Origin of the sequence: Pantoea sp. Pa-EAmG (assembly GCF_030024295.1) — a bacterium.
Lineage (GTDB): Bacteria > Pseudomonadota > Gammaproteobacteria > Enterobacterales > Enterobacteriaceae > Pantoea > Pantoea dispersa.
The window spans coordinates 63189-76934 of sequence record NZ_JASEWO010000002.1; the positions used below are offsets into that span (position 1 = coordinate 63189).

Annotated in this window: 10 protein-coding genes; 3 read left to right on the plus strand and 7 right to left on the minus strand. The window is 58.6% G+C overall.

The genetic code is table 11. The annotated features are described in order from the left end of the window. Window positions 1-5: 5 nt before the first annotated feature. Window positions 6-257, minus strand: a complete 252-nt coding sequence (tusA, locus tag QMM04_RS00695) for a sulfurtransferase TusA (RefSeq protein WP_021508017.1) — start codon at window positions 255-257, stop codon at window positions 6-8. 303 nt (window positions 258-560) lie between these two features. Here tusA and QMM04_RS00700 point away from each other — a divergent pair, with 303 nt between their 5' ends. Continuing rightward, complete coding sequence (locus tag QMM04_RS00700) at window positions 561-1226, plus strand: 7-cyano-7-deazaguanine/7-aminomethyl-7-deazaguanine transporter (RefSeq protein WP_021508018.1); 666 nt, start codon at window positions 561-563, stop codon at window positions 1224-1226. A gap of 115 nt (window positions 1227-1341) precedes the next feature. Continuing rightward, window positions 1342-1899, plus strand: a complete 558-nt coding sequence (locus tag QMM04_RS00705; RefSeq protein WP_059009882.1) for a DcrB family lipoprotein — start codon at window positions 1342-1344, stop codon at window positions 1897-1899. Window positions 1900-1983: 84 nt separating this feature from the next. Here QMM04_RS00705 and glgP read toward each other — a convergent pair whose 3' ends face one another. From glgP to asd, 6 genes are all read right to left on the minus strand, one after another. Beyond that, window positions 1984-4431: a glycogen phosphorylase gene (gene glgP / locus QMM04_RS00710; RefSeq protein WP_058769996.1), complete on the minus strand. Its 2448-nt coding sequence runs from the start codon at window positions 4429-4431 to the stop codon at window positions 1984-1986. A 21-nt stretch (window positions 4432-4452) separates the two neighbouring features. Then, on the minus strand, window positions 4453-5886 hold the full coding sequence (gene glgA / locus QMM04_RS00715) for a glycogen synthase GlgA (protein WP_058757589.1): 1434 nt from the start codon (window positions 5884-5886) through the stop codon (window positions 4453-4455). Window positions 5887-5948: 62 nt separating this feature from the next. Then, window positions 5949-7241, minus strand: coding sequence for a glucose-1-phosphate adenylyltransferase (glgC, locus tag QMM04_RS00720; RefSeq protein WP_058757590.1), 1293 nt, complete (start codon window positions 7239-7241; stop codon window positions 5949-5951). Between the two features lie 10 nt (window positions 7242-7251). Next, window positions 7252-9231: a glycogen debranching protein GlgX gene (gene glgX / locus QMM04_RS00725; protein ID WP_282995458.1), complete on the minus strand. Its 1980-nt coding sequence runs from the start codon at window positions 9229-9231 to the stop codon at window positions 7252-7254. Then, window positions 9231-11417 (minus strand): 1,4-alpha-glucan branching enzyme, encoded by a 2187-nt coding sequence (glgB, locus tag QMM04_RS00730; protein WP_150059134.1) that lies wholly within the window; start codon window positions 11415-11417, stop codon window positions 9231-9233. Before glgB ends, glgX begins: the two co-directional genes overlap by 1 nt. Before the next feature lie 358 nt (window positions 11418-11775). Next, on the minus strand, window positions 11776-12885 hold the full coding sequence (asd, locus tag QMM04_RS00735; protein ID WP_059009874.1) for an aspartate-semialdehyde dehydrogenase: 1110 nt from the start codon (window positions 12883-12885) through the stop codon (window positions 11776-11778). 218 nt (window positions 12886-13103) lie between these two features. Between asd and QMM04_RS00740 the strand changes: the two genes are divergently transcribed. Next, a complete protein-coding gene (locus QMM04_RS00740) occupies window positions 13104-13697 on the plus strand; it encodes a YhgN family NAAT transporter (RefSeq protein WP_031279795.1) in 594 nt (197 codons plus the stop codon). Window positions 13698-13746 lie beyond the last annotated feature (49 nt).

The following is a 13746-nucleotide window of genomic DNA, read 5'->3' on the forward strand; positions in this document are numbered from 1 at the left end:
CGCGATCAGGCATCCGCGCCTTTCTGGATCAGATACTGGTACGGCAGGCTCTCGGTCTGCTGTGCCAGCAGCTGATGCTCCATGAACCGGCAGAAGCCGGGAATATCACGCGTGGTCGCCGGATCGTCGGCGATAATCAACAACGTTTCGCCCGCCTGCATGGTACGCACGGTTTTGCGCACCATCATCACCGGCTCCGGGCAGCGTAGCCCAAGCGCATCAAGCGTATGGTCCGCAGCGGAAAAAGGATCGCTCATGATTCTCTGTCTTTATTCAGGGTGGGCGCTCATTCTAACGCGCTACAGCGCGCGCGCAAGGCGAGAACGATTGCGTTAAAATTAACCATTGCATTTGTTGCGCAACACGCTAAGATGCCGTCCGATTTTTTAATGTTACTGCCAATTCCTCAAAATAATTCAGGTTTTAGGAAGGCGGCAAGCCTGCTCACCCCAGGAGCTTACTGAAGTAAGTGACTGGGGTGAGCAGGCGCAGCCAACGCACATAAAACCTGAAGTATGAAGAGGATGGGTTCCCTCACCCCATTTTTAAAAAAGGCCTTTATGATCAACTTTTCTGCTCGTCAGCGCATGCATGCGCTATTCTGGCTGTCGCTGTTTCACCTGCTGGTGATTACCTCCAGTAACTATCTGGTGCAGCTGCCGGTCGCGATTTTCGGCTTCCACACCACCTGGGGTGCGTTTAGCTTCCCGTTTATTTTTCTCGCCACCGATCTCACCGTGCGTATTTTTGGCGCACCGCTGGCACGGCGCATTATCCTTGCGGTGATGATTCCGGCGCTGTTTATCTCCTACATCGTGTCGTGCGTGTTTTATCAGGGCGCGTGGCAGGGCTGGGCCTCGCTGCAGGAGGTCAATCTGTTCGTGGCGCGTATCGCCTGCGCCAGTTTTATGGCCTATGCGCTGGGGCAGATCCTTGATGTGCACGTATTTAACCGCCTGCGTAAACTGCCGCAGTGGTGGATTGCGCCTGCCTGCGCCATGTTCCTCGGCAACATCAGCGATACGCTGGCCTTCTTCTTTATCGCCTTTTATAAGAGTCCGGACCCGTTCATGGCCAGCCACTGGGTGGAGATCGCGCTGGTGGATTACAGCTTCAAAGTGCTGATCTGCATGGTTTTCTTCCTGCCTGCTTACGGTGTTCTGCTCAATGCGGCACTTAAGCGCCTGGCGGAACGTTCGGCTCAGCGCCAGATGAATTTCGGCTAATTGAACGTAGACGAAACGCCACGGCACGCTAAGATTTCCTGACAAAGCGCTGATTGCTTTTAAGCACCGATTCCGTTTTGATAACGGCTGATGGAAACCTTACGAAGGGATAAGAATGCGTAACTTAGTGAAATATGCGGGCATCGGCCTGCTGGTGTTAGGCCTGGCGGCGTGTGATCAGAAGAAAGACGACACGGCGGCAAACAGCAACGGCGCCAGCGCCAGTCAGTCAGCACAGACGGTGAACCTGATGGACGGTAAGCTGAGTTTCAGCCTGCCAGCAGGCATGTCGGATAAGAGCGGCAAGCTGGGTTCGGAATCCACCAATATGCACGTGTATGCCGATGAAACCGGCCAGCGCGCGATTATCGTGATTGCGGGCGATCCGACCAGTGAAGCACTGGATGCGCTGGCTCAGCGTCTGGAGCAGCAGCAGCGCAACCGCGATCCGCAGCTGCAGGTGGTGTCGAACAAAGCGGTGACGCTGAAAGACCAGCCGGCACAGCAGCTGGATACGGTAATTTCCGCCAATAACCAGACCTCCTGGTCCTCGGTTATTCTGGCGAAGGTGGACGGTAAACTGCTGACGCTGCAGATCACCCTGCCCGCCGACAATCAGCAGCAGGCGCAGAGCGATGCCGATGCGATTGTGAAGAGCATTACCCTGAAGTAAGTTTGCACCAACGGTAGCGGCGCGATTTATCGCGCGTTGTTAAAAACCGCGCAATGAATTGCGCCGCTACAGAATGTGCCTCGTTTATAACCTCACCGGCGAAATATGCCAGATCTCATCCGCGTACTCCTGAATGGTACGGTCGGCGGAGAAATAACCCATATTGGCGATGTTCAGCGCCGCACGCCGCTGCCACTCTTCCGGCTGGCGATAAAGCTTATCCACCTTATCCTGGGTATCCACGTAACTGCGGTAATCCGCCAGCAGCTGATAATGATCGCCAAAGTTGACCAGCGCGTCGAACAGGTTACGGTAGCGCCCCGGCTCCTGTGGGCTGAAGACGCCGCTGGCGATTTGCGTCAGCGCCTGGTGCAGTTCCGCATCCTCTTCATAGTATTTGCGCGGGTTATAGCCCTCAGTGCGCAGCTTCTCCACCTGCGGCGTGGTGTTGCCGAAGATAAAGATATTTTCTGCGCCGACGTGCTCGCGCATCTCCACGTTGGCCCCGTCCAGCGTACCGATGGTCAGCGCGCCGTTTAGCGCAAACTTCATGTTACTGGTGCCGGAGGCTTCGGTGCCGGCGGTAGAGATCTGCTCGGAGAGATCCGCCGCCGGAATGATGATCTGCGCCAGGCTGACGCCGTAGTTAGGGATAAACACCACCTTCAGCTTGTTCTTCACCTGTGGATCGTTGTTGATCACGTTGGCGACATCGTTGATCAGGTGAATGATGTGCTTGGCGACGTAATAGGCCGACGCCGCTTTCCCGGCGAAGATATTAACGCGCGGCACCCACTCTGCGGTCGGATCGGCTTTGATGCGGTTGTAACGCGTGATGACGTGCAGCACGTTCAGCAGCTGACGTTTGTATTCGTGAATACGCTTGATCTGCACGTCGAACAGCGCCTGCGGATCCAGCACGATATCCATATTCTTCGCTACCCACTCCGCGAGGCGCTTTTTGTTGGCGAACTTGGCATCGGCGATCTGTTCAATAAACGCCGGATAGTCAATGTGCGGCACCAGCTCGCTCAGCTGAGCCAGATCGGTACGCCAGGTGCGGCCAATCGCGTCATCCAGCACCTCTGACAAGGCCGGGTTGGCCAGCGCCAGCCAGCGGCGCGGCGTCACGCCGTTGGTTTTATTGCAGAAGCGCCCCGGGAACAGGCGGGCAAAATCGGCGAACAGCGACTGCACCATCAGATTAGAGTGCAGCTCCGACACGCCGTTGACCTTGTGGCTAACCACCACCGCCAGCCACGCCATGCGGATGCGGCGACCATCGTTTTCGTCGATGATCGAGATGCGCGCCATCAGATCCCAGTCGTCCGGATAGTAGTCCTGAATGGTCTTCAGGAAGTAGTCATTGATTTCGAAAATGATGCTGAGGTGACGCGGCAGGATCTTGCCGATCATGTCCACCGGCCAGGTCTCCAGCGCTTCGCTCATCAGCGTATGGTTGGTGTACGAGAACACCTGACAGGTGACTTCAAAGGCGTCGTCCCAGGTAAACTTGTGCTCATCAATCAGCAGACGCATCAGCTCGGGAATCGCCAGCACCGGATGGGTATCGTTGAGGTGGATGGCAATTTTGTCGGCCAGATTGTCCCAGGTTTCATGCATCTGCCAGTGGCGATTGAGGATATCCTGCACCGTGGCGGAGACGAGAAAATACTCCTGGCGCAGACGCAGCTCGCGCCCGGAGTAGGTCGAGTCGTCGGGATAGAGCACGCGCGACACGTTCTCCGAGTGGTTTTTATCTTCCACCGCCGCGAAGTAATCGCCCTGATTGAACTTGCCGAGGTTGATTTCGTTACTGGCCTGCGCGCCCCACAGCCGCAGCGTGTTGGTGGCATCGGTGTCGAAGCCAGGGATGATCTGATCGTAGGCCATTGCTACGATCTCTTCGGTCTCAACCCAGCGCACCCTGCTGCCTTCATGCTGCAACCGCCCGCCAAAACGCACTTTGTAGCGGGTGTTAAAGCGCTGGAACTCCCACGGGTTGCCGTACTCCAGCCAGTAATCCGGCGATTCACGCTGCTGGCCGTCAACAATGTTCTGTTTGAACATGCCGTAATCGTAGCGAATGCCGTAGCCGCGTCCGGGCAGGCCCAGCGTGGCCAGCGAGTCGAGGAAGCAGGCCGCCAGCCGGCCAAGACCGCCGTTGCCGAGCCCGGGATCGTTCTCTTCTTCCATCAGCTCGCTGAGGTCGAGTCCCATCTCATCCAGCGCCTGATTGAGATCGTCATAGATGCCCATCGCCAGCAAGGCATTGCCCAGCGTGCGCCCCATCAGAAACTCCATCGACAGGTAATAAACCTGGCGCACATCCTGCGACAGTTGCGCACGGCTGGAGCGCAGCCAGCGCTCCACCATGCGATCGCGTACCGCCAGCAGCGCGGCGTTCAGCCACTCATGCTTGTTGGCGATCGACGGATCTTTACCAATGGTAAACATCAGCTTATAGGCGATTGAGTGCTTGAGGGCGTCAACCGTCAGCGTGGGTGAGGCATAGGTGAAAGGTGCGTTCATATGCGGTATCCCAATCTCTCATTACAGCAAGCGTTGATAAAGATCGCGGTAGGCTTGTGCTGCCACCTGCCAACTAAAATCCATCCCCATCGCCTGGCGCTGAACATAACGCCAGAGTGAAGGACGGGACCATAAAACAAAAGCACGACGAATCGCGCGCAGCAGTGACCAGGCATTGCTGTCTTCGAAGCTGAAACCGCTGGCTACGCCGTCGGCGAGGTTTTCCAGCGAGCTGTCCTGTACGGTATCCGCCAGTCCACCGGTGCGCCTGACCAGCGGCAGCGTGCCATATTTCAGGCCGTACAACTGCGTCAGACCGCACGGTTCGAAACGGCTGGGCACCATAATGACGTCCGCACCACCGACAATGCGGTGCGAGAACGCTTCGTGATAACCAATTTGCACGCCGACGCTGCCCGGATGCTCAGCAGCTGCGGCGAGGAAGCCCTGCTGCAGTTCCGCATCGCCCTGGCCCAGCAGCACCAGTTGCCCGCCCTGTGCCAGCAGTCCCGGCAGCGCTTCCAGCACCAGATCCAGCCCTTTCTGTTTGGTTAAACGGCTGATAACGCAGAACACCGGCACTTTGTCATCAACCTTCAGCCCCATGGCAATCTGCAGCTGACGTTTATTCTCCGCTTTGCTCTCCAGCGTGTCGCGGTCGTAGCGGGCGGTGAGCAGCAGGTCGTGTGCCGGATCCCAGATGCCGGGATCGACGCCGTTGAGAATCCCGCTCAGCCGTCCTTCGCGCAGCCGCTGCTCCAGCAGCGCTTCCATGCCGTAGCCGAACTCCGGCCGGGTGATCTCCAGCGCATAGGTCGGGCTGACCGCAGTTATATGATCGGCATAAAACAGTCCGGCCTTTAGGTAAGAAATCTGGCCGTAGAATTCCAGCCCGTGCATTTCAAAATAGGCGCGCGGGATCTGGATTTCGTCCAGATGCCGCGCGGAAAACAGCCCCTGATACGCCAGGTTATGCACGGTAAAAACCGTTTTCGCCGGACGTCCGCGTGCGGCGATATAGGCCGGTGCCAGACCGGCGTGCCAGTCGTGCGCGTGCACAATGTCCGGTTGCCAGTAAGTATCCAGCCCGCTGGCCAGCTCAGCCGCCATCCAGCCGAGCAGCGCAAAGCGCAGGTAGTTATCGACATAGGCAAACTGCGACGTATCGTGGTACGGGCTGCCGGGACGATCGTACAGTCCCGGCGCATCAATCAAATATATCCCCACGCCGTTGAAGGGCCCAAACAGCAAGCGGACCGGCCCGGCAAAGGTTTGCAGCTCCGCCACCACTTCGGTATCAGGAATCCCTTTACGCAGATCCGGAAACGCCGGAATCAGCACCCGCGTGTCCATACCTTCGGCAATTTGTGCCTGAGGCAATGCGCCGACGACATCAGCCAGTCCGCCGGTTTTTAGCAGCGGGAAAAGCTCTGAACAGACATGTAAAACCTGCATCCTGAACCCCTATTGTGTTATCGCCCGCGTTCCACGCGGCAATGTTCTTTGCCTTTCGTCACTTACTGACCCGCAGCGGCCAATTTGGCCAGCATGGCGCGCGTCACCAGTACGATGCCCTCTTCTGAACGGTAAAAACGGCGACTATCCTCATCCGGATTTTCGCCAATCACCATGCCTTCCGGAATGACGCAGGCACGGTCTATGACGCAGCGACGCAAACGGCACGATCGCCCGATAACCACATCGGGCAGCAGCACCGCCGAATCAATATTGCAAAACGAGTTAACGCGCACGCGCGGGAACAGCACCGAATTCACCACCACCGAGCCGGAAATAATGCAGCCGCCGGAGACCAGCGAGTTCATGGTCATGCCGTGACTGCCGGATCGATCCTGGACAAATTTGGCCGGCGGCAGCGGCTCCATGTGGGTACGAATCGGCCATTCGTGGTCATACATATCGAGTTCGGGCGTCACCGAGGCCAGATCGAGGTTGGCGCGCCAGTAAGCTTCCAGCGTACCGACGTCGCGCCAGTAAGGTTCCGCGTTTTCGTCGTTCTGTACGCACGACAGCGTGAAGGAGTGCGCGTAGGCTTCGCCGCTGGCGACGATCTTCGGCAGCAGATCTTTACCGAAATCGTGGCTTGAGTCGGCGATCTGCAAATCCTCCTCCAGCAGCTCATAGAGGTAATCGGCGTTGAACACGTAAATGCCCATGCTGGCCAGCGCTTTGCTGTCGTCGCCCGGCATGGACGGCGGCTGCGCCGGTTTCTCAACGAAATCGATTACATTGTTGTCCGCATCGACTGCCATCACGCCAAACGCGGTGGCCTCATGCAGCGGTACGGGCAGACAGGCGATGGTGCACTTGGCGCCACGATCGGCGTGGTCGAGCAGCATGCGCGAGTAATCCATTTTGTAGATGTGATCCCCGGCGAGAATCACGATGTACTGCGCGTTATAGCGGCGAATGATGTCGAGATTCTGCGTGACCGCATCGGCGGTACCGCGATACCAGTGTTCGGTCGAGGCGCGCTGCTGCGCCGGCAGCAGATCGACAAACTCATTCATCTCTTCGTTGAACAAGGACCAGCCGCGCTGAATGTGCTGCGTCAGCGTATGTGACTGATATTGGGTGATGACGCCGATGCGCCGAATCCCGGAGTTGATACAGTTGGAGAGCGCAAAGTCGATGATGCGGAACTTGCCGCCGAAGTGCACGGCAGGCTTGGCGCGTTTGGCGGTAAGATCTTTCAGGCGCGTACCGCGCCCGCCAGCAAGGATCAGGGCAACCGTCTGTGTAGGGAGCTGGCGCGCCAGCATCAGGGGGTCGTTTCTATCTAATTTCACCATGTCTGACTCCTTATGATTGCTTTAGGAACACACACACGCCGTGTGCGGGCCCGTGCCAGACAGTTGTCAGGATGGGGTTATCTTCCCCGGCGAAAGGAGGAATGGCACGCCACTCTCCGTCTGGTAAGGCAAGGTCACTCACCGATTCCGTGGCGTTGATTGTTATTAACCAGCGGCCGGAGAGCAGGATCTGCATTCTGTGCGCCCCCTGTTCCCACTCCTCATTCTCCAGTGGTTTGCCGCTGGCATTGAACCACCGCACGTTGCCATCGCCCTCCTGCCACCAGCGATCAGCGGTCAGCGCAGGGATGCGCTGACGCAGCCGGATTAACGCGGCAGTGAAGTCGACCAGTCCAAAATCATCCTGTTGCCAGTTCAGCCAGGTGAGCGGGTTATCCTGACAGTACGCATTATTGTTGCCGTGCTGGCTGTGACCGCGTTCGTCACCGGCCAGCAGCATCGGCGTGCCCTGCGCCAGTAGCAGCGTGGTCAGCAGCGCGTGCACGCTGCGCCGCCGCCGCTCGACCACATCGAAGTTGCCCTGCAGCCCTTCAAAACCATGGTTATGGCTGAAATTACTGCTGCTGCCGTCGCGATTATCTTCGCCGTTGGCCTGATTATGCTTCTGGTTATAGCTCACCACGTCACGCAGCGTGAAGCCGTCGTGCGCGGTGATCAGATTAATGCTGGCGTGCGGCAGACGCGCCGCGCGCTGAAATACATCGCTGGAGCCGGCAAAGCGGCGGGCAAAATCACCGTTACTCAACTCACCGTGCAGCCAGTAGCGTCGCGCCGTATCGCGAAAGTGGTCGTTCCATTCGGCGAAGCCCGGCGGAAAGTTGCCCACCTGATAGCCGCCGGGGCCGATATCCCAGGGTTCAGCGATCAGCTTCACCTGCGACAGCACCGGGCAGGCCTGCATGGCCACAAACAGCGGCGCATCCTGACGATAATCCGGCGTGCGCCCGAGCACGCTGGCAAGATCGAAACGAAAGCCGTCAACGTGGCAGGTTTGCACCCAGTAACGCAGCGCGCCCAGCGCCCAGTCAAGCACCTGCGGATCGCTGAGGTTCAGCGTATTACCGCAGCCGGTCCAGTTGTGATATTCACCGTTATCGCCCAGCCAGTAATAGCTGGCGTTGTCGACGCCGCGCAGCGACAGTGTCGGGCCAATCTCTTCCAGCTCGGCGCTGTGGTTGAACACCACGTCCAGAATCACTTCAATGCCCGCCGCGTGCAGCGCTTTTACCGCCTGCTGAAACTCCTGCAGCGGCGTCTGGCCCGCTTCACCCGCCGCGTAATGCGGATGCAGCGCCCACAGCGCAAACGGGTTGTAACCCCAGTAGTTGCTCAGGCCGAGCCGTTGCAGGCGCGGCTCGCTGGCAAACGCGGCTATCGGCAGCAGCTCCAGCGCGGTGATGCCCAGCCGGCGCAGATAGCTCACCATAGCAGGATGCCCCAGCGCCGCATATGTCCCGCGTAGCCTTTCCGGAATTTCCGGATGCTGCTGCGTCAGGCCGCGTACGTGTGCCTCGTAAATCACCGTCTTGCCCCACGGCGTGCGCGGCGCACAATCGTCCTGCCAGTCAAAATCGTCGGCGATCACCAGCGATTTGGGCGCAACGCCAGCGCTGTTGGCATCATCCTGCTGCCACTCACCACCCAGCAGGCGCGCGTCGTCTGGCACCGCGCCGCACACCGCTTTGGCACAGGGATCGACCAGCAGTTTGGCCGGATTGAAACGATGACCGCGCTCTGGCTGCCACGGTCCATGCACGCGGTAGCCATAGCGCTGCCCCGGCTTTAGCGCCGGAACATAGCCGTGCCAGATATCACCGCTGCGCGCCGGCAGAGGGAAGCGTTGTTCACTCCCCTGTTCATCAAACAGGCACAGCTCCACCCGCTCCGCGTGACGCGAGAACAGCGTAAAGTTAACGCCGCGCCCGTCATAATGGGCGCCCGGCGGTACCGGCTGGCCCGGCTGGAGCATCAATCGCCCTCCCGCACCAGCCACAGCGTGGCGAGCGGCGGCAGCGTCAGGCTTAGCGACTGCGCGCGCCCATGGCTGGCGATATCATCGGTATGTACGATACCGTGATTGCGCAGATCGCTGCCGTGATAATCATGCTGATCGGTGTTCAGCACTTCGCGCCAGCCGCCGCGCTGATTCACGCCGAAGCGATAGTTGTGGCGCGGCACCGGCGTGAAGTTACTGGCGACGATCAGTTCGTTGCCCTCGCGGTCGCGGCGCACAAACACAAAGACCGAGTTTTCGTGATCGTCGACCACCAGCCACTCGAAGCCGCTGGCATCGAAATCGAGCTGATAGAGCGGCGAAAAGTGGCGATAGCTGTGGTTCAGGTCACGTACCAGTCGCTGCACGCCGTGGTGCCAGTTATCCAGCCCCTCCAGCAGATGCCAGTCGAGGCTGGTGTCGTGGTTCCACTCGCGTCCCTGAGCGAATTCGTTGCCCATAAACTGCAGTTTTTTGCCGGGAAAGCCCCACATCCAGCCGTAATAGGCGCGCAGGTTGGCAAACTTCTGCCAGGTATCACCCGGCATGCGGTCAAGGATCGACTTTTTGCCGTGTACCACTTCGTCGTGCGACAGCGGCAGCACGAAGTTTTCCGTGTAGTTGTACAGCATGCCGAAGGTCATCAGCTGATGATGGTAGCGGCGATGCACCGGATCGAGCTTCATGTAGTCGAGGGTGTCGTGCATCCAGCCGAGGTTCCATTTGAACCAGAAGCCCAGCCCGCCATCTTCGGATGGCCGCGTCACGCCCGGATAATCGGTAGACTCTTCCGCCACGCTGATGCTGCCGGGTGCGGCGCGGCCCAGCGTGCGGTTGGTATGGCGCAGGAAGGCAATGGCTTCGAGGTTTTCACGGCCGCCAAACTGGTTAGGTACCCACTCACCCTCTTTGCGGCTGTAGTCGCGATATATCATCGACGCCACCGCATCGACGCGCAAGCCATCAATGCCGAAGCGCTCCATCCAGTACAGCGCATTGCCGGAGAGATAGTTGCTGACCTCACGCCGGCCAAAGTTGTAGATCAGCGTATTCCAGTCCTGATGGTAGCCTTCGCGCGGATCGCTGTGCTCGTACAGCTCGGTACCGTCGAATTTGGCGAGGCCAAAATCGTCGCTGGGGAAATGGCCCGGCACCCAGTCGAGCAGCACGTTGAGACCCGCCTCGTGGGCAGCGGCGATAAAGTGACGAAACTCATCGCGCGTGCCGAAGCGGCGCGTCGGCGCGTACATGCCGAGTGGCTGATAGCCCCAGCTGCCGTCGAACGGATGCTCGTTGATCGGTAACAGTTCGATATGGGTAAACCCCATCTCTTTGACATAGGGCACCAGCTGTTCGGCCAGCTCTTTGTAACTCAGCCAGAAATTGTTGTCGGTGTGGCGACGCCACGAACCGAGATGCACCTCGTAAATGGAGATCGGCTGGTCAAAGCCGTTGGCGAGCTTGCGCTGTGGCTGCATCTCCAGCTTCGGCGGCAGGCCGCAGATCATCGAGGCGGTCTGCGGGCGCATTTGCGCCTCGAAGGCGAACGGATCGGCTTTGATGCGCATCTGACCGTGCGCATCAATGATCTCGAATTTATACAGCTGGCCGTTAACCGCGCCGGGGACAAACAGCTCCCAGATGCCGAGTTCGCGGCGGAAACGCATCGGATGGCGGCGGCCATCCCAGAAGTTAAACTCGCCTACCACCGAAACGCGCTGCGCGTTCGGGGCCCAGACGGCGAAGCGCGTGCCGGCAACGCCATCAATGGTGGTGCCGTGCGCGCCGAGCGTTTCATACGGCCGCAGGTGCGTGCCTTCGGCCAGCAGCCAGGCATCCATCTCCGCCAGCAGCGGGCCAAAGCGGTAGGCATCGTCGATCAGGTTTTGCTGGCCGTGCCAGTTGACTGCCAGCTGGTAGCGAAACAGGTTTTTACGGCGCGGGATCACGCCGCTGAAGAAGCCGCGCGAATCAAGACATTTAAGCTGGGCGCATTTGCGGCCGGTGTTGGTTTCAATCACCCAGACTTCGGATGCATCCGGTAACAGCGCACGCACTTCGAGACCTTGTGTGGTCTGGTGCATCCCCAGTACTGAGAAGGGGTCGGCATAATTCCCGGCGAAAAGGGCATTGATCGCATGGCGATCGGGAAGCTCTGACATGACTTTCTTCCTATGATTTTTTGCGCAGGCGACCGGAGAGACAGGATTGTCGCTATAGGTGCGCTGCTTTTCATGAGCCATACATACAGCAGCAAGGAAGGACACCCTCCGTGGGAAAGATCCTGGCCGTGTACAACAACTATTCCATTCGCAAAGTAAAAACAGTTAACAACCGGCACATCACTGTTAAATCATAGCTTGGGGTTGGCAGAAGCCAGGGTGGAACGCAAAAAATTGTTATCGGGCGAGCAAAAAGGGGAAGCTGATCACTTGTCGGGCGCAATTTGGGTTAAGTTTTGCACTCCCGTGGAAAGAAAAAAGGCCGGGAAACCCCGGCCTGTCTGGATTCGCGCTGCGCTTAGTCGATCAGCAAACGCAGCATGCGACGCAGCGGTTCGGCAGCGCCCCACAGTAACTGATCGCCGACGGTGAAGGCCGACAGATACTCCGGCCCCATGTTCAGCTTACGCAGACGGCCCACCGGCGTGGTCAGCGTACCGGTCACCGCAGCAGGCGTCAGTTCACGCATGGTAATGTCGCGATCGTTCGGCACCACTTTCACCCACTCGTTGTGCGCGGCCAGCAGCTGTTCGATTTCGTTCAGCGGCACATCTTTTTTCAGCTTCAACGTGAACGCCTGACTGTGGCAGCGCAGCGCGCCGACGCGCACGCACAGGCCATCGACCGGAATGGTGTGACGGGTCGAGAGAATTTTGTTGGTCTCCGCCTGGCCTTTCCACTCTTCGCGGCTCTGGCCGTTGTCCAGCTGCTTGTCGATCCACGGGATCAGGCTGCCGGCCAGCGGTACGCCGAAGTTGTCGGTCGGCAGCGTGCCGGAACGGGTAAAGTCAGTCACGCTGCGCTCGATGTCAAGAATGGCGGAGGCCGGATTTTGCAGCGAAGTCGCAACGTGGTCGTGCAGCATGCCCATCTGGGTCAGCAGTTCGCGCATATGGCGCGCGCCGCCGCCGGAAGCCGCCTGATACGTCGCGACGGAGGCCCACTCGACCAGGTCGTTAGCGAACAGTCCGCCCAGCGACATCAGCATCAGGCTGACGGTGCAGTTACCGCCGACAAAGGTTTTGATGCCGCTGTCGAGGCCCTGACGAATCACCTGATGGTTGACCGGATCAAGAATAATGATGGCGTCATCTTTCATGCGCAGCGTGGAGGCCGCATCAATCCAGTAGCCCTGCCAGCCGCTCTCGCGCAGCTTCGGGTAGACTTCACTGGTATAATCGCCGCCCTGGCAGGTGATGATGATATCCAGCGCCTTCAGCGCCTCAATATCAAACGCATCCTGCAGCGCACCGGTCGACTTACCGCCAAACGTCGGCGCAGCCTGACCCAGTTGCGAAGTGGAGAAGAAGACCGGATTGATCACATCGAAATCGCGTTCTTCGCTCATACGTGACATCAGCACAGAGCCGACCATGCCACGCCAACCAATAAAACCTACATTCTTCATTTTCTGTCCGTCTCAGGAACTCGGGCCGGGGCCTGGGTGGTGCGAAAAAAGACCAGCGCCAGCAACGCGCCAGTCTGCGTAATAATCAGGTTTACCTATGACCCACAACTCTACAAAATGCAGCACTTCTGGCAAGTGAATTAATTCGATTGCGCTAACTTTTTCAGCAGTACAACTTATAACGGCTGTGGCCGACCTGAAGGGATGGTTTACCTCTGATGACTGAAATGATATCCGCGACCATATTGTTGCTGTTGATTATGGACCCGCTGGGCAACCTGCCGATTTTCATGTCGGTGCTGAAGCACCTGGAGCCGAAGCGCCGCCGCGTAGTGCTGATGCGCGAGATGCTGATCGCCTTGATTCTGATGCTGCTGTTCCTGTTCGCCGGTGAACGCATCCTGGCGTTTCTTAATCTGCGCACCGAAACGGTGTCGATTTCCGGCGGCATCATTCTGTTTTTGATCGCCATTCGCATGATTTTCCCGTCCGGCGAGACCAGCACCAGCGGCCTGCCCGCCGGCGAAGAGCCGTTCCTGGTGCCGCTGGCGATCCCGCTGGTCGCCGGGCCCTCACTGCTCGCTACCCTGATGCTGCTGTCACATCAGTATCCCAATCAGATGACGCATCTGGTCGGCGCCCTGCTGATTGCCTGGGGCGTCACGGTGGTGATTCTGCTAATGTCCGGCCTGTTCCTGCGCCTGCTGGGGGATAAAGGCGTCAACGCGCTGGAGCGATTAATGGGTTTGATCCTGATTATGCTGGCGACGCAGATGTTCCTGGACGGGATTCGGGTTTACCTGAAGCTATAGCGTTTCGCATGGTGGCGGCGCTAATTAATAATACCAGGAATGGCATGAT

Excerpts from the sequence above, each read along its gene's own strand:
- tusA (WP_021508017.1), bottom strand. The coding sequence starts at position 257 with ATGAGCGATCCTTTTTCCGCTGCGGACCATACGCTTGATGCGCTTGGG.
- QMM04_RS00700 (WP_021508018.1), top strand. The coding sequence starts at position 561 with ATGATCAACTTTTCTGCTCGTCAGCGCATGCATGCGCTATTCTGGCTG.
- QMM04_RS00705 (WP_059009882.1), top strand. The coding sequence starts at position 1,342 with ATGCGTAACTTAGTGAAATATGCGGGCATCGGCCTGCTGGTGTTAGGC.
- glgP (WP_058769996.1), bottom strand. The coding sequence starts at position 4,431 with ATGAACGCACCTTTCACCTATGCCTCACCCACGCTGACGGTTGACGCC.
- glgA (WP_058757589.1), bottom strand. The coding sequence starts at position 5,886 with ATGCAGGTTTTACATGTCTGTTCAGAGCTTTTCCCGCTGCTAAAAACC.
- glgC (WP_058757590.1), bottom strand. The coding sequence starts at position 7,241 with ATGGTGAAATTAGATAGAAACGACCCCCTGATGCTGGCGCGCCAGCTC.
- glgX (WP_282995458.1), bottom strand. The coding sequence starts at position 9,231 with ATGCTCCAGCCGGGCCAGCCGGTACCGCCGGGCGCCCATTATGACGGG.
- glgB (WP_150059134.1), bottom strand. The coding sequence starts at position 11,417 with ATGTCAGAGCTTCCCGATCGCCATGCGATCAATGCCCTTTTCGCCGGG.
- asd (WP_059009874.1), bottom strand. The coding sequence starts at position 12,885 with ATGAAGAATGTAGGTTTTATTGGTTGGCGTGGCATGGTCGGCTCTGTG.
- QMM04_RS00740 (WP_031279795.1), top strand. The coding sequence starts at position 13,104 with ATGACTGAAATGATATCCGCGACCATATTGTTGCTGTTGATTATGGAC.